The organism is Nocardia jiangxiensis NBRC 101359 (assembly GCF_000308615.1).
GTDB classification, from domain to species: domain Bacteria; phylum Actinomycetota; class Actinomycetes; order Mycobacteriales; family Mycobacteriaceae; genus Nocardia; species Nocardia jiangxiensis.
In genome coordinates this window covers 1-19847 of the sequence record NZ_BAGB01000027.1, presented here as the reverse complement: position 1 = coordinate 19847, position 19847 = coordinate 1, and the positions used below count along the sequence as shown (strand labels likewise).

The following is a 19847-nucleotide window of genomic DNA, read 5'->3' as shown; positions in this document are numbered from 1 at the left end:
CTCGATGACACGGGCAGACTGTAGCAGAACGGGACGAATCACCGCGACCCAACGAACCCCAGGGGGCATCTGTGACCGCAACGCCGAGCGAGTCCACCGACGGCGGCCGGACGACGGGCGAATCCGCCGCTCCGGACCGCGTCCGCCGCACTTTTCCCGGTATCAGCACACGTGCGTGGGAGCATCCGGCGGACCGCACCGCACTGGTGGCGATGCGCACCTTCGCCGGATTCGACACCGTGCTGCGCACCCTGTCCGGCCTGCTGCGGGAGCGCCAGCATCGGCTGATGTATCTGGCGACCGCGGTCCGGGTGGACGAGCGGCAGTTCAAGACACTGCACGACCTGCGGACCGATGCGGTGCGCATCCTGGACGCACCAGTCGCTCCGGAGATGTTCGTGCTGCAGGATCCGGTCGCGAACGCCTTCACCATCGGCATGGACGAGCCGTTCATCGTGCTGACCACCGGACTGGTCGAACTACTCGACGTGGAGGAGTTGCGGTTCGTCGTCGGGCACGAACTCGGGCACGCGATGTCCGGGCACGCGGTCTATCGGACCATGCTGATGCACCTGCTGAACCTGGCGTCCTCGTTCGGCTGGATGCCGATCGGCGGCTGGGCGCTGCGCGCGATCATCGCCGCGCTGATGGAGTGGAGCCGCAAATCCGAACTCTCGGGCGACCGGGCCGGACTGCTGTGCGGACAGGATGTGGAAGCCTCGGTGCAGGTGCACATGAAATTGGCCGGTGGCGCGATGGTGAGTGAGATGAGTCATGCCGCATTCCTGCAGCAGGCCGACGACTACGACCGCACCGGCGATCTGCGCGACGGCGTGCTCAAACTGCTGAACATGGAACTGCAGACGCACCCCTTCTCGGTGCTGCGCGCGGCAGAACTGCGCCGCTGGATCACCGGCGGCGAGTACGACCGGATCTTGGACGGCCGTTATCCGCTACGCGAGCAGGACAAGAACACCCGGATCAGCGACGAGATCCGCGCGGCCGCCCGCACCTATCGGGAAAGTTTCGACGCCTCGGAAGACCCCCTGATCCGCACGGTGCGCAACCTCGGCCGCGATGTCGGGAGCGCGGTGAGCACCGTGGGACAGGAGGTCGGCGAGACCGTCTCGAAGATCGGCAAGAAGCTCGGGCTGTAATTTTGGCCGCCGCTTCGCTCCGGCGGGTTTGCGGCGCCCGAAGGCTCACCGCCCGGCCCCGTGTCGGGCACTCGTTCCTCGCACCCGCCACGCGTCCGGGCGGCAAGCCGCGCCGCAAACCGGCGTTGGCGTTGTCCGGGGCGGGTGGAACGAGGTGGGCGGGGTGTGACTCGGCGGTTGCGGCTCGACCACTCCGCATATTCAGGCGGTCGGACGAGCCGCAAAACCTCTAGTCCTCTTCGACCTCGGGGGGGCTCTCGAGCAGATCCAGGATCCATTCCTCGGAGGCCGACTCTTCGCCGTCCTCGTCGGCCTCCTCGATCCGCAGGCGGTTGTGCAGCCGAACCCCCAGGCCGAGCAGCTGGGCAGCACGCACCATCTCGATCGCCTCGTCAGGAGAGGCGTAATGGGTGGCGATCAGTCGGGGGCCCTCCTCGAGCTCCTCGGTGTCGAGCAGCTGGGTGAGCTCAGCGAAATCCTCATCGGTTGACATGGGCGAGAGCGTACCCCGGGCTACCGACAGCGGCAGGGCGTTCGTGCCAGGGCAGAGGCGTACTCCCGTCGCACCGGTACGCGGGCTAGGCTGACTCTGTGCATCGCATTGCTGGATGGTGGGACGGGTTCGAACTGTGGGTCGCCGGCCTGCCGTTCCTACCGCAGTTCGCGGTGGTGCTGATCGGGATGGTCCCGATCAGTTTCCTCATCGCCTACCTGCTCGACGGTCTCCTGCGCGAGGGGCTGCGCATGCTCGGCCGCGACCGTGTGGCCGAACCCGAACCGACGCCGCCGATCGATGCCGAGGATCCTGCCGTCCCCAGCGAGGCGGATCCCGAGTCAGCGGAATACGGACCGCACCCGCTGGAATACGGACCACAGCCATTGGAGTACGGACCCCCGTTGCCCCGGCCCTCGGACGTGCGGCAGAAGGAAACGGTGTGATGCCCCGCTCGCGAGTCCAACTGGCCCTCATCGCACTGATCGTGCTCGTGATCGTCGCCTGGCTGCTCACCCGGTAGACAGCGCGCATTGCTGGACGGCAGCGCGGTAGCGGGCCGATGATGTCCCTATGACGTCATACGACGAACCGCTGAGCGACGCACCCGACGACGTCAGCGAGGCGGACCTCCCGCCGCAGCCCGTTCCCGACGACACCGTGCCCGCGCACCACGGCGATCCCGCGGTGCGCCGCGATGCGCTCGGCGATGTCGCGGACGATCAGCTCAACGCCGGATATCTGCCCAGCTCGACGGGTGTGACGCACAAATCCGCCTATCCGCCCATCGACGACTACGCCTTCCTGTCCGACTGCGAAGCGAACTGCCTGATCGCCCGCAACGGAGCGGTGGAGTGGATGTGCCTGCCGCGACCGGATTCGCCGAGCGTCTTCGGCGCGATGCTGGACCGCAGCGCCGGACATTTCCGGATCGGCCCGTACGGGGTGAACGTGCCCGCGGCCCGCCGCTATCTGCCCGGCGGCATGATCGTGGAGACGACCTGGCAGACCGACACCGGCTGGCTGATCGTGCGCGATGCGCTGGTGTTGGGCGCATGGCACAACAACGACAGGCGCAGCCGCACGCATCGCCGCACGCCGATGGACTGGGACGCCGAGCACATGCTGCTGCGCACGGTGAAATGCGTCAACGGCGTGGTCGAGCTCGAGGTCAGCTGCGAACCGGCCTTCGACTACCACCGGGCCCCGGCCCGCTGGGAGTACACCGGGAAGGTCTACGAGCAGGCCACCGCGACCTGCGAGGGCGAGGCCGACTGCACCAGCCTGACCCTCACCACCGATCTGCGCATCGGCATCGAGGGACGCGAGGCCCGCGCCCGCACCCGGATGAAGGAGGGTGACGAGGTCTACGTCGCGCTGTCCTGGTCCGAACTGCCCGCACCCCGCAGCTATGCCGAAGCGGCGGAGAAGATGTGGGCGACCACCGAATGCTGGCGGCAGTGGATCACCCTGGGCAAATTCCCCGACCACCCGTGGCGCGGATATCTGCAGCGCAGCGCGCTGACCCTCAAGGGCCTCACCTACGCCCCGACCGGCGCACTGCTCGCCGCGGCCACCACCTCGCTACCGGAAACCCCTGGTGGAGAACGCAATTGGGACTACCGCTACGCCTGGGTGCGCGATTCCACCTTCGCGCTGTGGGGTCTGTACACCCTGGGGATGAACCGCGAGGCCGACGACTTCTTCGCCTTCCTGCACGACGCGGCCACCGACGGCAACGGCGATACGCTCCCGCTGCAGGTGCTGTACGGCATCGGCGGAGAACGCACCATCACCGAATACGAGCTGGGCCATCTGCACGGCTACGACGGCGCCCAACCGGTCCGCATCGGCAACGGGGCGTACAACCAGGACCAGCACGACATCTGGGGCACCATCCTGGATTCGGTGTATCTGCACGTGCGCTCCCGCCAGCAGGTGCCCGAAACGCTCTGGCCCATGCTGGAGAAACAGGTGCAGGCCGCGATCGAGCACTGGCGCGAACCCGATCGCGGCATCTGGGAGGTCCGCGGCGAACCGCAACACTTCACCTCCTCCAAGGTGATGTGCTGGGTCGCGCTGGACCGCGGCGCGCATCTGGCCGAGATGCACGGCGAGACCGACTACGCCAGGAAATGGGCCGAGCTGGCCAGGGAGATCCACGCGGACATCCTCGACAACGGCGTCAACGAGGACGGCGTCTTCACCCAGACCTACGGCGGCAACACCCTGGACGCCTCCCTGCTGCTGGTGCCGCTGCTGCGCTTCCTGCCCGCGGACGATCCGCGGGTGTGCAAGACCGTGCTGGCCATCGCCGACAACCTCACCGAACAGGGCCTGGTGCTGCGCTATCGCACCGACACCACCGACGACGGCCTGTCCGGTGTGGAGGGCACCTTCACGATCTGCTCGTTCTGGCTGGTCTCGGCGCTGGTGGAGATCGGTGAGGTGCAGCGCGCCCGGCATCTGTGCGAGCGGCTGCTCGGCTACGCCAGCCCGCTCGAGCTGTACGCCGAGGAGATCGACCCGCGGACCGGACGTCACCTGGGCAACTACCCCCAGGCGTTCACCCACCTGGCCCTGATCAACGCACTGACCCACGTCATCCGAGCCGAACAGTCCATCAGCGCAGGCAAATTCCGCCCCGCGCACCCCGCGGGGTGAGGGGTTCGTCGTCGAGGTGAGCCAGCGCGCGGAAGCCATCGGCGAGACATTCCTGTAGGACGGCCAGGTCCGGCACGGCGGCGGTATCGGCGTTGATTCCCACGCAGCAGTTCCCCGCATGGGAAATCAGGATCACGTTGAATGCCGTGCCGAGTGTCGGGCCGAAGGCGTACATCCGCTCGATTTCCGCACCGGCGATGTACATCGGCATCGGCGAGCCCGGGACGTTCGAGGCAACGAAGTCCACATGCTTCAACATGGCCCCGACCATGCCGACGGGTAACCGATTCAGCACGGCCGCCGCGGCTGCCGAATACGGCATGGCGGGTTCGCGACGACACTCCAGCACCGCTGCGTGCAGCGTCCGCATCAGATCCGCGGGGTCGGCGGTGTCGGCCGGGAGCGCGAGCCTGGCCAGCGTGAGGCGATTGCCGCCGACCGGGTCGTCGGGCTTGCGCAGGCTGATCGGCATCGTCACGCGAAGCCGATCGATGGCCGCGCCATGACGTGCGTGGTAGGCGCGCAGACCCAGCATGATCGCGGCCAGGAAGGCGTCGTTGAGCGTGCAACCGGTGGCGTGCGCCGCCTCGCGCAGTTGCGCGACCGGCACGTCGAGCGTCGCGAAGCGCCGCCCGAGGCCACGCCGCGTCATCACCGGAGACCAGGTATCGGTCACCGGCCACACCAGATGTGCGAAGGATGCGGCCATCGCCGCGCCGTCCCGGATGGTGCGGATCGGATCTCGCACCGCCCGCCGGGCCAGCGGTAACAGGTGCGACATACCGCCGAGAGCCAGCGCCGAACCGACGGCCCGGTTCCAGGCCAGGATGGCGGCCAACTCGCCGCGCTGCTCGTAGGGCTGCACGGGCGCCGGACCACGATCGGCCGCGGACCGAGTGAAATCGAGGATCTCGTTCGCCAGCTGGATGCCACCCACGCCGTCGCTCAGCGAATGATGAAACTTCAGAACCAGCGCCGCCGCACCGTCGGTCAGGCCGGTCAGCAGGGTCAACTGCCACAGCGGCCGCACCGGATCGAAGGCGGTCATCGCCTCGTAGCGCGCGAACTCCAACACCGAGGACATCTCCGTCGACGCGGGCAGCACGATGTGCCGCACATGCCAGGACAGGTCGAAGTCGGTATCCCGTGTCCACCGTGGCGGAGCCAGACCGATCGGCATCGCGACCAGCCTGTCCCGGAATCTCGGCGCCACTCGCGACGCGCGATCCACCGTCCGGAGCAACCGATCCACCTCCGGAGCGGTGTCCAGGAGCAGGATCGACACGACCGTCGAGCGCAGGATCGCGTCACGCTCCATGGTCCAGGAGAACAAGTCCGACTGGGTCAGATGGGATTCGCGTGGATCGGTCGTCATCGTGCAACCGACGCTATCCACCTCGATCGGCGGGCCGGTAGAGACCGAACGCCCACCCGGCGGCGCCCAAAGACCCTAAGGCGCCGGAGCAGGTTTCATCTCACGCACGCTCGCGGATCTCGCGGAGGCGGATCAGGGAGGATTCGATCTCGGTGAGGCGGCGATCGCGGGCCGGGCCGGACTGTTCGGCCGCGGCCTCCTCCGCGGCGCGCAGGGATTCGTCCACCGAACGCAATGTCTGATTGGCGATTTCGGTGAAATGGTCGCGCAGGGTGCGCTGCACACCGCGCAGGCGGTGCCGGGATTCCTTGCTGACCTGGAAGATCACGTCGTCCATCAGGCGCGCGACGGCCGTCTTGGCCTCGGCCTGACGACGTTCGCGACGCAGTTTGCGGTCCTCCCACAGCGCGTTGACGCCCAGCAGTACCGCGGCCGCACCCGAGTACCAGTTCACCGGCGGAATGTTCAGCACACTGGCCAGCACCACGCCGACCATCAGCAGACCGCCGTAGGAACCCCGCATGATGTTCAGGATCGGTTGGATCACACCGATTTTCGCCGATGCGAGCGGTTCCAGGGAGGCCACCGGCTCGAGCACGTCGGCCGGATTCTCCAGGCGCAGATCCGCGAGTACGGCGTCGTAGTCGGTATCGGGGAACTTCTCCGCGACCTCCTGCGCCAATTCCACGGAGCGGTAGTGCGCGATGACGAAGTTCTCCTCCACCGCCTCACAGATGCGCGCGTCCAGATCCGCGCCGAATTCCTTCCAGCCGCGGGCCGGATCGCCCTTGACGATCTCGGCCTCGGCGTCGCGGACCAGGCTGCGCAGCCGATGACGCAGATCGTGTTCGATATCGGCCATCAGATCCGAACAGCCGTCCGCGAGGGTGATCTGCCAGTTCGCCGAGCGCTGCCGCAGACTGTCGGCCTCGGCGCGCGAGGCGCGCAGCTGCTCGGTGATCTCGGTGAACCGCTGCGGATCTCGTAACGTCTCGGCCTCGCTGCGCAGGGTCAGCGCCAGATGATCGGTGATGGTGCGGATATCGCGCACCGCCGCCTCGTGGGCCAGCGCGTCCGCGCGCCGCAGCACGTACTCGCGCAGATGCTCGATCAGTTGCGGCACACCGGATTCCAGGTCCCGGCGCTGATCCGCACCGGCCCGCAGATGTTTCTCGGCGGAGATCGGCGCGACCGCGAATCCCAGGCCCGCCTGGTCCAGCAGTTCGCGATTGCGCTGCTGCACCTGAGCCCAGACCGGATACCGGTCGATCTTGTTCAGCACGCAGATCACCGTCGGGCAGACCTGTTGGATCCGCGCCAGCAGCACGATCTGTTCGGGGGTGTACTCCTCGCCCGCGTCGGCGACGTACAGCACGGCGTCGGCGGCGGCGATCAACGACCAGGTGGTGGGCGTATCGGCGGGTGCGCCGGGCGCGTCCATCACGACGAACCCCTCGGCCAGCAGCGGGCTCGGATCGGTGAACTCCGCGCGGACCACACCGTCCAGGGACATCGCCGCCGCCGGATTCAGCGGGTCGACCGGCTGCCGTTCGGTGCGTCCGCCGACGACCGTGCGCACCAGCGTCGCGGTGGCCTGCGGCCCGTATTCGGCGATCACCGGGACGCTGACCGGGCTGTCGGTGGCGCTGACCACCGTCCCGACCAGTCCGTTGACCAGGGTGCTCATCCCGTTCTTGGGTTCGCCGACCACGACCAGGCGCACCCGGGGATCGGCGACCCGGGACCGGGACATGCTCAGCCGGGCGGTCAGATCGGCGCGCCCGGCCGCACGGGTGAGCCCCAGCAGCTCGTCGAGCTGCCGCAGCAACGGCGCCATCGCGTCGGGATGTTTGGCCGCGGCCGGATCGACCGTGGTCACAGCGCGATATGCAGGTCGGGAGCGGGATGGATCAGCAGGTGTGCGGGATCGGTGTCGGTTCCGGGCAGCAGACCACCGGACAGCCCCGCGGTCAGCCCGACGTGGCCGGAATCGTGCCACGGGGTGTAGTCGTTCGAATCGTGCACCTCCGCAATGGGTTTCGTCGGCAGGTGCGGGCTCACGGTCAGCTGCGGCAGCGTCGGGGCGTGCACGCCGGGCACGGTACCGTGGCCGCCCGGAATCTGCGGCGCGGTGACGGCGGGCGGGGTTTCGTGGCTCGGAATCGTCGGCATGCTCGGCGTGTGGGAGGGCATGCTCGGCTCGCGGGTCGGCATCGGAACCTCGTGCGACGGCGTCGAATCGTGCGACGGCGCGGGCTGCCGGGTGATGCCCGAATCCGAGGTGGACGTCGGGCCGCGCGTGGGCTGCGGGCCGTAGGTCGGCGTCGAATCGTGCGTCGGGGTGGAATCCCGTGTAGGCGTGGATGATTCATGACTCGGCGTCACGGTGGTCGGCGCGGTACCGGTACTCGGGTCGACGGTGGTCGGTCCGGGACGCGCGTCGGTGGTCGTGTCGTCCGTATACGTCGGGTTCGGGTGCCCGGCGATGGTGGAGGTGGTTCCGGCGCCGTGCTCACTGGACGGCGTTCCGGTCACAGTGGGCTCGGTGGAGGGGCCGTGTGCGTGGGACGGTGCGGTGCCGCCCGCGGTCGGGCCGTAGGTCGTATGCGTCGGCTTGAACGGGTGCGACGGATTCGCACCGCCCAGCTGCGGGAGCGGCGGAATGGTCGGCATGGCCGGGATGCTCACGTGCGGGAGCGGGGAATGATCCAACGTCCCGGTCAGCGGTTGCGCGACCGTCGGCCCGGTGCTCGCGCCGTGCTCCCCGCCCGGGGAGGCGGGCCCGGGCGTGGCCGCGGCGGCCGGACCGGGTTTGGGCAGACCGAGGAACGCCGCGGGCCCGACCGCCGCGGCCGCACCCAGCGGTATCGGCCCGAGATGATCCGGCAGCGCACCGGCCAGCGCGTGCACCGCCGGATCGGTATGGGCCGCGGGTTGCAGTGGCGTCGTGACGACCGGCTGCGGCACCGGAGGCGGGGCGATCGCCGCGACGGCGGGCTGGGGCGCGGTAGCGACCGAGGTCGCGACGGCGGGCGTGGTCACCGCCGCGGGCGCGGCGACCGACGCGGGTACGGATGGGACGACGGGCCCGGCCACGGGCAGCGACAACGCGGCGGTGGCGGGAACGACCGGCCCGGCAGCGGATACGACCGGCCCCGCGATACTCACCGGCATCGCCGCACCGGGCACCGCGGCCTGCGGGACACCGGCCCCGGGAACCACGCCGGGCGTGCCGATCGGGCCGTGCGCGGATCCCGGCCCTTCGGTACCGGAAACACCCATCCCCGAACGGATTCCGGGCGTCGGCCCGACGAGGTTCTGGACCAGTGTGGACTCCGGGCCCGGCGCCGCGGTCGGTGCGGACTCGCCGCCGCCCAGCCACTGACCGTAGGTGTCGATCTGCTCCCCGATACCGCCGACGACGCCACCCGCGGCCTGCGCACTCGCATGCAGCCAGACCCCGTCGAATCCGGCGTGCGCGTCGAGGTGCACCTGCACCCCGGCGTACACGCTCAACTCGGCGCTGCCGACCCCGTCGAATCCGGAAACCATGTGCAGCGCATCGCTTTCCGAGCCGAACGGGCCGAAACCCGCTCGCCCGTCGGCGGCCGAGGCCGACGGATCACCCAGATCGATGGGCCCGGCACCGTCGGCGACGTCGGAAACCGAGGCATCGGCCGGATGGACCAGACTCGTCAGCGTTGCGCCCTGACCGCCCTGCGCGGCGATCGGCGCCGCCGCCGGATGGATGCCGGGCAGACCGAAATCCGAACCACCGTTGCCGGAATTCAGCTTCGGAATCTGAAATTCCGGGACCGAGGGGACGCTGGGCATCGCCGGGACGTCCGGCATCGCGGGAACGCTCGGCAGATCGAACGGCGAATCACCGGTACCGGGAGTGTTCCCGAAACCGGGAATACCGTTGTTCAGACCCGGGATTCCGTTGCCGAGGTTCGGCACCCCGTTGCCGAGACCGGGCACGGTGCCCGTGCCGGGCAGATGATCGGTGCCGGTACCCGGCACGACCCCTTCGCTCGGGCCGGGGACCACACTCAATCCCGGTGTGCTGCCATCGGTTCCGGGCATCCCGTGCATACCGGGAATCTTGCTCAGATCGGGCTGCTGCGCCTCGGCTGCGGGCCCGGTCTCGATCTGAACGTGAAATTCGAAGCCCGGCGGAAGATTCGGGAATGCGAGCAGCGGATGGTCCGAGGCGGCCGCCCCCGGATGGCCGAGGACCGGCGGCACCGAATCCGGGGCCGGATCCGGATAGGTGACGACCGGGCTGGGCGCATTGGGCTGCGGATCCTGCAGCGACCAGCCCGCAATCCGGCTGGCGTCGTGGGATTCACCGTTCTCCGGCGTGGTGCTGCCCTCGGCCACCAGGGCACCGCCGGTGACGTACGCCCCTGCCCTCGCGACCCGCGCAACGCCGGTCGCGACGCGATACGCGGTGTCCCCGGCGTGATCGCCCGGGTCCTCCGCGTCTGCGTCGAGGGGCAGGTCACGCGTCATACACACTCCACTCTCAGGTGTCCGGCCCGGAAACCGAACGGGTCTTGCCAACTGTCAAGAACAGGTAACACCATATTTCCGGATGGACCGGCTGTCACATCCTCCAGGCACGGTGAATACCGGATCATGGTGCGCCACACCAGGGTGCCAGTGCGCGGTTCGATTCGAAAGCCCCGATATCGACCGGCAGAACGGAACCGAAGGGCCGGAAACATCCTCGCGCGATCCCGCGATCAGGGCGAGCACACCGGCCGGAGGCTATTTGCCCTTCGGTTTGTCCGAAGCGGCCTCGGTCGACAACGCGGCGACGAAGGCCTCCTGCGGAACGTCGACACGTCCGATCGTCTTCATTCGCTTCTTACCCTCCTTCTGCTTCTCCAGCAGTTTCCGCTTGCGGCTGATGTCACCGCCGTAGCACTTGGCCAGCACGTCCTTGCGGATCGCCCGGATGTTCTCGCGCGCAATGATCTTCGAGCCGATGGCCGCCTGGATGGGCACCTCGAACTGCTGCCGCGGAATGAGTTCGCGCAGTTTGGTGGTCATCTTGTGGCCGTAGGCCTGCGCGGCGTCGCGGTGCACGATCGCGGAGAACGCGTCCACGGCCTCGCCCTGCAGCAGAATGTCGACCTTCACCAGATCGGCTTCCTGCTCACCGGCCTCCTCGTAGTCCAGGCTCGCGTAACCGCGGGTGCGGGATTTGAGCGAGTCGAAGAAGTCGAAGATGATCTCCGCCATCGGCAGCGTGTACCGCATCTCGACGCGGGTCTCGGACAGATAGTCCATGCCGCCGAGTTCACCGCGGCGCGACTGGCACAGCTCCATGATCGAACCGATGAATTCGCTCGGCGCGATCACCGTGCACTTGACCACCGGCTCGTACACGTGCCGCAGCTTGCCCTCGGGCCAGTACGACGGGTTGGTCACCACATGTTCGGTGCCGTCCTCGAGTACCACGCGGTAGACCACGTTGGGTGCAGTGGAGATCAGGTCCAGACCGAACTCGCGCTGCAGGCGTTCGCGAGTGATCTCCATGTGCAGCAGGCCCAGGAAGCCGCAGCGGAAGCCGAATCCCAGCGCCACCGAGGTTTCCGGGGTGTAGGTCAGGGCGGCATCGTTGAGCTGCAACTTCTCCAGCGCGTCGCGCAGGTCCGGATAGTCCGAGCCGTCGACCGGGTACAGGCCCGAGTAGACCATCGGGCGCGGGTCCTGATATCCGGCCAGGGCCTCGGACGCGCCGTCGCGGGCGGTGGTGACGGTATCGCCGACCTTCGACTGCCGCACATCCTTCACCCCGGTGATGAGGTATCCCACCTCGCCGACGCCCAGACCCTGCGTCGGCTTGGGCTCCGGGGAGACGATGCCGATCTCGAGCAGTTCGTGGGTCGCGCCGGTGGACATCATCTTGATCTTCTGGCGCGGGGTGAGCTTGCCGTCGACCACGCGCACGTAGGTGACCACGCCCCGGTAGGTGTCGTAGACCGAGTCGAAGATCATCGCGCGAGCCGGGGCCTCCGCCGCGCCCACCGGCGCCGGGATCTGCTCGATCACCGCATTCAGCAGTTCGGCCACACCGACGCCGGTCTTCCCGGACACGCGCAGCACGTCCTCGGGCTCACAGCCGACGATGTGGGCGAGTTCGGCCGCGTAGCGGTCCGGGTCGGCGGCGGGTAGGTCGATCTTGTTCAGCACCGGGATGACCGTCAGATCCTTGTCCAGCGCCAGATAGAGATTGGCCAGTGTCTGCGCCTCGATGCCCTGCGCGGCATCGACCAGCAGGATCGCACCCTCACACGCCTCGAGCGCCCGGGACACCTCATAGGTGAAGTCCACGTGACCGGGGGTGTCGATCAGATGCAGGACATAGTCCGAACCGTCGACGGACCAGGGCAGCCGCACGTTCTGGGCCTTGATGGTGATACCGCGCTCACGCTCGATATCCATCCGGTCCAGGTACTGCGCGCGCATCGCCCGCTCCTCGACAACTCCGGTGAGCTGCAGCATGCGATCGGCCAGGGTCGACTTCCCGTGGTCGATGTGCGCGATGATGCAGAAATTCCGAATTTGCGACGGATCGGTAAACGTGGTATCGGCGAAGCTGGGCACTGGGCTCCTGGTCACGAAGGGTATTCAGGCGGCATCCATGATCCCATGAGCTCGCACCGACCCGCCCCCGAGGTCCGAACTGGCCGCGGCGAGTGCGCAAACCAGCGGCACGGCCGGTTCGGATCGCATATACCGAGACGCATCGAGAATTCGATACCGTGCGTGCATCGGACTATTCATCATCGGTGTTGGACAGGCATCAGCGACCGGCCGTAATGTCGTCGGGGCGTGAGGCGAGTCACTCGCGGTCCGGACATTCTTTTCACGGGTTCGCGGCGCATTACGCGCCGTATTTCCCGGATCGAAAGGAGTGGACGATGGCGTTCACTCACAATTCCGCGACGCCCCTGGACTCGGCAGTGAGCAAATTCTTCCGCCGCGTCGTGCCACTGCTGATCATCATGCTGATCTGCAATCAACTCGACCGCGCCAACATCGGATACGCCACCAAATACCTGGAGGCGGACGTCGGAATCGGCGCGGCCGCATACGGTTTCGGAGCGGGCATCTTCTTCGTCGCGTACGCGATATTCGAGTTGCCCAGCAATATGATGCTGGAGAAATTCGGCGCGCGAATCTGGCTGACCCGGATCATGGTCACCTGGGGCCTGGTCGCGGCCGCCATGGTCTTCGTCCGCAATGCCGAGATGTTCTACGTCCTGCGCTTTCTGCTCGGCGCGACCGAGGCGGGTTTCTTCCCCGCGGTCATCTTCTATCTGGCCAAATGGCTGCCCAACGCACATCGTGGACGCGCCACCGCACTGTTCGTCGCCGGATCGTCGGTGGCCGCTGCGGTGTCCGGCCCCATCTCCGGACCGCTGCTCACCATGAACGGACTGCTGGGTGTGCACGGCTGGCAGTGGATGTTCGGTATCGAAGGGCTGCTGTCGGTCGTCGTCGGCGTCATCGCGTACCTGCTGCTGGATTCCCGGATCGCCGATGCCCGATGGCTCAGCGAAACCGAGCGGACCGCCCTGTCTGACGCGGTCGAGGCCGAGGAACAGCACATCGTGTCCACCTCCGACAAACGCACCCTCTCGCGGTGGCGGATGCTGGCCGATCCGCAGATGCTGCTGTTCTGCTGGATCTACTTCGCCATTCAGCTCTCGATCTACGCCAACACATTCTGGCTGCCGACCATCGTGCGACGCATCCACGGCCTCGGTGACACCACCGTCGGACTGCTCTCCGCGCTGCCCTGGCTCAGCGCCGTCGTCGCGATGTATCTGACCGCCCGGATCGGCGATCGCCGCGGTAATCGTCGTCCGTTGCTGATCGGATCACTGCTGACCGCGGCCGTGGGCACCTATCTGGCAGCGGTGGTCTCGCCGTGGCCTGCGCTGGTCTTCCTGTGTGTCGCGGCAATGGGCTTCAAGAGCGCGAGCCCGCTGTTCTGGTCCATTCCGCAGTCCACCCTGCATCCGCTGGTGCTGGCGCCGGCCATCGCGGTGATCAATTCGCTCGGCAATCTGGGCGGCTTCGTCGCGCCCTACGGCTTCGGCCTGATCAAATCAGCCACCGGCACAGTGACCTGGGGGCTGTACGCGCTGGCCGCGGCCTCCGCCCTCGCCGCGGCGTCGGTTCTGTTGATCCGGCGTCATCGACTCGGCGGAGCGGCCGCCGCATCCGGCTCGACCGAGCCCGCACCCCGTTTCGACGGCGGTGAACCCACCCCCGCCTGATCCTCTCCCACCCATCGGACAGAAAGTTGTTCATGACCGTGTCCTCCGCGACCACCCGATCCCACCCGGCATCCCGACCCGCCGCGATCCCCGTCGTCACCGAGATGAGGGTGGTCCCGATCGCCGGACACGACAGCATGCTGCTGAATCTCAGCGGGGCGCACTCGCCGTACTTCACTCGAAATCTGTTGATACTCACCGATTCCGATGGCAACACCGGTGTCGGCGAGGTGCCGGGCGGCGAACCCATCCGGCGCACCCTCGAGGACTCGCGCGGGCTGGTGGTGGGTCGGCGGATCGGCGACCACCATGCGGTCCTGGCCGACATCCGGCACACCTTCGGCGACCGCGATGCGGGCGGACGCGGAGCGCAGACCTTCGATCTGCGGGTCACCGTCCACGCGGTCACGGCGGTGGAATCGGCGCTGCTGGATCTGCTCGGACGGCACCTGGACGTACCCGTCGCCGCGCTGCTCGGCGAGGGCCGGCAGCGCAGCCGGGTGCGGGCGCTGGGATATCTGTTCTTCGTCGGGGATCGGAACCGGACCGACCTGGCCTATCGAGGTCCCACCGACGAGGCCGCGGACGCGGACGAGTGGCTGCGCCTGCGGCACGAGCAGGCGCTCACGCCCGAAGCGGTGGTGCGCCTGGCCGAGGCCGCGCAGGCCCGCTACGGATTCGCCGATTTCAAACTGAAGGGCGGCGTCCTGGCGCCCGCCGAGGAGGCCGCCGCGGTCCGCGCACTCGCCGAACGGTTCCCCGAGGCCCGGATCACCCTGGACCCCAACGGCGGCTGGCTCCTGGACGAGGCGGTGCGCACCGCGCGGGATCTGCACGACGTCCTCGCCTACGCCGAGGATCCCGTCGGCCCGGAGGGCACGCTGTCCGGCCGCGAAGTGATGGCCGAATTCAAACGCGCCACCGGGCTGCCGACCGCTACGAACATGATCGCCACCGATTGGCGTGAGATGGGCCATGCCATCCGCTCGAACGCGGTCGACATCCCGCTCGCCGACCCGCATTTCTGGACGATGGCCGGTTCGGTGCGCGTCGCGCAGCTCTGCGATGCCTGGGGCCTGACCTGGGGCTCACACTCCAACAACCACTTCGACGTGTCGCTGGCCATGTTCACCCATGTGGCCGCGGCGGCGCCGGGCGAGATCACCGCCATCGATACGCACTGGATCTGGCAGGACGGCCAGCGCATCACCGTCGATCCGCTGACCATCCGCGACGGACAGCTCACCGTCCCCGACGCGCCCGGCCTGGGCGTGGAGCTGGACCTCGAACGGGTCGAGGCGGCGCACGAGCTGTATCTGCGCGAAGGGCTGGGCGCGCGCGACGACGCCCGCGCCATGCGATACCTGATCCCGGACTGGCAGTTCGACAGCAAACGTCCCGCACTGTGCCGCTAGGCGGTTCGCTGCGACCAGGCGGGATGAGAACCGTGGAATCGGCCGTTATGCTCGCGGACTATGGCCGGTACGTGGAGCTCACTAGGCAAGCAGTTGGGAACCCTTGCCTGGGAACAGGGCCCTCGGATCGTCCGACAGCAGGCTCCCAAGCTGGTCGATCGGATGCAGCGCTCCACGATGTGGGATCGGGCGGTGGGCAAACGCCGCCCGCCCGGTGTGGCGGTGCGGCCGACGGCATCGGTTCCGGTGCCGACGCACGAGCGGGCCCGTCAGGTGGTCTACTGCCCGCGTCTGGACGGGCGAGCCGATCCCGGCGAAATCGTCTGGACCTGGGTGCCGTTCGAAGAGAACCCGAACGAGGGCAAGGATCGCCCGGTGCTGGTCGTCGGCCGCGCCGGGACCACCCTGCTCGGGTTGATGCTCTCCTCGAATCCGGAACGTTCGCGCGATCACCACTGGGTCGAGATCGGTTCGGGCCCTTGGGATTACCAGGGCCGGACGAGCTGGGTGCGGCTGGATCGCGTACTCGACGTCCCCGAGGAGGGCATCCGGCGCGAGGGGGCGATCCTGCCGCGCCGGACCTTCGACATCGTCGCGCATCGACTGTGCCGGGAGTATCACTGGCAGTGAGCCGGGCCGGAACTTGGCGGCATTCTCCTGATTTCGGTACAGTTCCGTCCGTAGTAAGCGTCCGACCAGGGCGATTTCACTCGGAGTCCACCCGGCTGGTAGTCTCGATCGTCGGTGCGGCGCTACCCGAACATCACGATTTCGACGTAGTGCGCCCAGAGACTTCCCGGTAGTACAGAACACACCACACAAACGACAGGAATCAGAGGAACTACGCGTGGCCAACATCAAGTCCCAGATGAAGCGGATCCGCACCAACGAGGCGGCGCGTCTGCGCAACCAGTCGGTGAAGTCCGCGCTGCGCACCTCCATCCGCAAGTTCCGCGAGGCCGCCGCGGCCGGTGAGAAGGACCAGGCCAAGGACCTGCTGGTCACCGCGAGCCGCAGCCTGGACAAGGCCGCCTCCAAGGGCGTCATCCACGCCAACCAGGCCGCCAACAAGAAGTCGGCGCTGGCGCTGGCGTTCAACAAGATCGGCTGATTCTTCGCGGTAGTACCTACCGCATACGCTTTATCGCCGCCGTGGCAGAGGGTCTGTGAAAGCAGACGACCACGGCGGCTTTTGTCGTGCTTGCAGCATTCGTTCTGGCCCGGGATCGAACTTTTGTGTGCCGTGATCGACCGGGCGGGGAGCCTGCGGCATCGAGATCGGCAGTCGCCCGCCCACGACCGGGGAGGATTACCTGCCCGCGATCCGGGAGCCGACCCGCCGATGGGTGGGACTCAGAGTGCAAACGGGTGGGACTCAGGCAACGCCGTGTAGGTCCAGAATGGTGGACAGGGCGTGTTCGAGGGCGTACGTCGCATCGGCGGCCCCGCCCTTGACGTCGGCATTGAGGGTGGCGACGATCTGCAGGGCCGAACCGATCGTCGCGGCTGTCCAGCCGCGGGCCTGGCCCTGGGCCTTCTTCACTTTCCACGGGGGCATGCCGAGCTGAGAGGCGAGTTTGAACGGGTCGCCGCGACCGGCCGAGCCGACCCGGGCGATGGTGTGCACCGAATCGGCGAGAGCGTCGGCGAGCAGGACCGCGGGCACACCGCGGTCGGTGGCCCAGCGCAGCGCCTCCATCGCGGCGGGACGATCGCCCGCGACGGCCAGATCCGCGACATCGAATCCGGTCACCTCCGCCCGGCCCGAGTAGTAGCGGCGCACCGCGGCGATATCGACCTTGCCGCCGGTGTCGGCAGCCAGCTGGGAACAGGCCGCGGCGAGCTCGCGCAGATCCGAGCCGACCGCCTCCAGCATCGCCTGCACCACCTCCGCCTGGACCCGCAGACCCGCGGACCGGAATTCGTTGCGCACGAACTCGACCCGCTCACCGGCCTTACTGATCTTGGCGCAGTTGTGCGTGACCGCGCCCGCCTTCTGCAGCGCCGGGGCCAGCGCCTTGGCGCGACCGCCGCCGGAATGCAGGATGACCAGAACCACGCCCTCGGGCGGCTCCGCCGCCGCGCTGGTGATGACCCCGACCGCGTCCTTGCCCGCCTCGGCAGCGGACTCCAGGACGATCACCCTGTCCTCGGCGAACAGCGACGGGCTCAGCAACTCGGCCAGCTCGGCGGTACTCGCATCACCGGCCCGCAACCGATCCACCGGTAGCGCTTCGGGATCCGGGGCGTCCGCGCGCACGCCGGAGACGATCGAGGCGACCGCGCGCTCGATGAGCAACTCTTCCTCACCGAGCACGAGATGGACGGAGGCAGGACGATCGGTCACGTCCCGCATCCTACGGTGAGCCACCGACACCGCCGCACCTCGCCGCCGTCAGATTCGGCGAGCGTCACCGGGCGGCACGGCTGTCCTGCGATCGCGCTTCGGGCGGATCGGCCCCTGACGGATCCGACGGGCGGGTGATGCGGTGGAACAGGATCAGCAGGCCGCCGACGAGTATCGCGAGGGCGAATCCGCCCCGCGGCCCGTCCGGTAGCGACACCGAAATACCCAGTGACGCACCATGTTCGGCGACGAACAGCAGCCACCACAGCGGTGGTCCGGTCAATCGCAACACCAGTACCCCCGCGGGCAGCCAGGCACAGGACAGCACCGCACCGAGCGCGCCGATCACTGTGATCGGTGCGATCACCGGCTCCACCAGCAGATTCGCCACGATGGCGAGCAGGCCGACACGTCCGGTCAGTGCGACGATCAGCGGGGCGGTCAGCAGGAAGGCCGCCGTGGCGACGCCGACTGCCTCGGCCGGACCGCGCCGCCAGCCACGTTCCTCGAGCCAGTGCGACCACCGCGGCGCGAGCACGATCAGCCCGACCGTCGCCAGTACGGACAGCGCGAACCCGATGTCCAGGGCCAGCTCCGGAGACCACCCGATCAACCCGATCGTCGCACCGCACAGTGCGGGCAGGGCTTGTTTGCGCCGACCGAGCAACACCGCGAGCACGGCCACACCACCCATCACCGCCGCGCGCAGCACCGTCGGCGAGGGCCGTGCCAGAACGACGAAACCGATCAGAGCCAGTGCCGCGAGCACCGCGCCGACGCGAGGATCGATCGTCAGCAGGCGCATCGAAATCATCACCGTGGCAAGCACAATCGTCACGTTCGTGCCCGACACCGCCACCAGGTGCGAGAGTTCGGTGTGCTGGAAATCCTCGCGCACCTGATCGGGCAGCCGGGATACGTCACCGTCGACCAACCCCGGCAGCACCCCGGCCTCGGTGCGCGGCAGAGCGTGCGAGGCCGCCGCGGCGAAGTGCGCGCGAACCGATCCGGCCGCGCGCTGCCACCACGGCGCGCGCTCGACGGTGACCGGTGGCCCCTGCGCCCGCAGCACCGCCACCGTGAGATCCCGCCGCCACGGCCGATCCAGACGCGCCCGGAACCGCACCACCTGCCCCGGCAGCAGTCCCGGCCACCCGGCCTGTGCGGCGAGCACGATCACCGCACCACCCGCCTGCACCGGCACCGAACCGTGCCGATACTCCCGCAGATCCGCCTCGACCATCCACTGCCGACCACCGAAGGATTTGGCGGGCAACGGTTTCGGATCATCGGTCGGCACGGCGATCACCGTCAGATAGGTACCCACCGCCGCCGTCCGCAACGGATGCGTCGCAACCCCATACTCGCGCCACGCCGCCGCGATCCCGAACCCCACCCCCGCGACCAGCGCAGCCAACAGCACCGCAGCAGCCATCCGCCCCCCGGCCCGGCGAACCCGAACCGCCCCGACCCCCACCACAATCGCCACCCCGACCAGCACACCCACCACCATCACCCCCACCCACCATCCCGCCAGCACAGTCACAACCGTTATCCCCCAACACATCACAGCCGCAGGAACCAACCGCGCATCCAACACCGTCGGCACCACCCCACCCTCCCCATCTCCCCGCACCCCGCGCCCACTCACCCGACACCCCCAACACTCCGCCCGATCCCATCTCCACCCGCCGAGCCGCGCATCCGAGCGCCGCCCCCGAACACCCACACACATGCGCCGCACGCACCACCATCAACCGCACCGACACACAAGCACCTACTCCACACACAAACCGCGTCGCCCACACCAGAATCGGCCTCGGACTTCCTCATACATCCGCCACACGCAACAGCAGCAGCACCAACGCACAAACACTTGCCCCACGCACGAACCGCGACGCACACAACGACATCGCCCTCGAGCACCAGTGCACACTCGCCACACGCACCGGCATCAGCCGCACCCAGGTACAGGTATCTGCTCCACACATCAGCGGGAGACTCAGCTGCCGGAACAGCAGGCTTGCACATGCTGCAATCACGTTCGGACATGGGCACTTCCGGCTTGGGTACTCCGGTGGAGGCTTGGGGTGGGC

14 protein-coding genes are annotated in these 19847 nt (G+C 68.1%); 7 read left to right on the top strand and 7 right to left on the bottom strand.

What is annotated here, in order from left to right; all coding sequences use genetic code 11:
- Positions 1 to 71: 71 nt before the first annotated feature.
- On the top strand, positions 72 to 1157 hold the full coding sequence (locus ON40_RS08605) for a M48 family metallopeptidase (RefSeq protein ID WP_051192850.1): 1086 nt from the start codon (positions 72 to 74) through the stop codon (positions 1155 to 1157).
- A gap of 229 nt (positions 1158 to 1386) precedes the next feature.
- Here ON40_RS08605 and ON40_RS08600 read toward each other — a convergent pair whose 3' ends face one another.
- Complete coding sequence (locus ON40_RS08600) at positions 1387 to 1650, bottom strand: hypothetical protein (protein WP_051192849.1); 264 nt, start codon at positions 1648 to 1650, stop codon at positions 1387 to 1389.
- A gap of 98 nt (positions 1651 to 1748) precedes the next feature.
- On the opposite strand from ON40_RS08600, the gene ON40_RS47985 reads away from it, so the two are divergent.
- Together ON40_RS47985 and ON40_RS08590 are read left to right on the top strand one after the other, a co-directional pair.
- Positions 1749 to 2096, top strand: coding sequence for a hypothetical protein (locus ON40_RS47985; RefSeq protein ID WP_051192848.1), 348 nt, complete (start codon positions 1749 to 1751; stop codon positions 2094 to 2096).
- 127 nt (positions 2097 to 2223) lie between these two features.
- Positions 2224 to 4314 carry a glycoside hydrolase family 15 protein gene (locus tag ON40_RS08590; protein ID WP_245567718.1) on the top strand — a complete coding sequence of 697 codons (2091 nt, stop codon included), beginning with the start codon at positions 2224 to 2226 and terminating at the stop codon, positions 4312 to 4314.
- On the opposite strand, the gene ON40_RS08585 is transcribed toward ON40_RS08590, so the two are convergent.
- From ON40_RS08585 to lepA, 4 genes are all read right to left on the bottom strand, one after another.
- Entirely contained in the window at positions 4274 to 5689 is a 1416-nt protein-coding gene (locus tag ON40_RS08585) for a wax ester/triacylglycerol synthase domain-containing protein (protein ID WP_063712966.1), read from the bottom strand. The two genes, ON40_RS08590 and ON40_RS08585, sit on opposite strands and share 41 nt — an antisense overlap.
- Positions 5690 to 5789: 100 nt before the next feature.
- Entirely contained in the window at positions 5790 to 7568 is a 1779-nt protein-coding gene (locus tag ON40_RS08580) for a P-loop NTPase family protein (RefSeq protein ID WP_040820436.1), read from the bottom strand.
- Complete coding sequence (locus ON40_RS08575) at positions 7565 to 10204, bottom strand: hypothetical protein (protein ID WP_040820434.1); 2640 nt, start codon at positions 10202 to 10204, stop codon at positions 7565 to 7567. The genes ON40_RS08580 and ON40_RS08575 overlap by 4 nt, the downstream gene beginning before the upstream one ends.
- A 258-nt stretch (positions 10205 to 10462) precedes the next feature.
- Positions 10463 to 12322, bottom strand: coding sequence for a translation elongation factor 4 (gene lepA / locus ON40_RS08570; protein WP_373281874.1), 1860 nt, complete (start codon positions 12320 to 12322; stop codon positions 10463 to 10465).
- Between the two features lie 302 nt (positions 12323 to 12624).
- On the opposite strand from lepA, the gene ON40_RS08565 reads away from it, so the two are divergent.
- From ON40_RS08565 to rpsT, 4 genes are all read left to right on the top strand, one after another.
- Complete coding sequence (locus tag ON40_RS08565; protein WP_051192847.1) at positions 12625 to 13989, top strand: MFS transporter; 1365 nt, start codon at positions 12625 to 12627, stop codon at positions 13987 to 13989.
- Positions 13990 to 14021: 32 nt separating this feature from the next.
- On the top strand, positions 14022 to 15404 hold the full coding sequence (gene gudD, locus ON40_RS08560; RefSeq protein WP_040820430.1) for a glucarate dehydratase: 1383 nt from the start codon (positions 14022 to 14024) through the stop codon (positions 15402 to 15404).
- Positions 15405 to 15464: 60 nt separating this feature from the next.
- Complete coding sequence (locus tag ON40_RS08555) at positions 15465 to 16034, top strand: type II toxin-antitoxin system PemK/MazF family toxin (RefSeq protein ID WP_040820427.1); 570 nt, start codon at positions 15465 to 15467, stop codon at positions 16032 to 16034.
- Between the two features lie 217 nt (positions 16035 to 16251).
- Positions 16252 to 16515 carry a 30S ribosomal protein S20 gene (gene rpsT, locus ON40_RS08550; protein WP_040820425.1) on the top strand — a complete coding sequence of 88 codons (264 nt, stop codon included), beginning with the start codon at positions 16252 to 16254 and terminating at the stop codon, positions 16513 to 16515.
- Positions 16516 to 16779: 264 nt separating this feature from the next.
- On the opposite strand, the gene holA is transcribed toward rpsT, so the two are convergent.
- Positions 16780 to 17751: a DNA polymerase III subunit delta gene (holA, locus tag ON40_RS08540; protein WP_245567717.1), complete on the bottom strand. Its 972-nt coding sequence runs from the start codon at positions 17749 to 17751 to the stop codon at positions 16780 to 16782.
- Between the two features lie 64 nt (positions 17752 to 17815).
- Entirely contained in the window at positions 17816 to 19297 is a 1482-nt protein-coding gene (locus ON40_RS08535) for a ComEC/Rec2 family competence protein (protein WP_063712965.1), read from the bottom strand.
- Between the last annotated feature and the right edge of the window lie 550 nt (positions 19298 to 19847).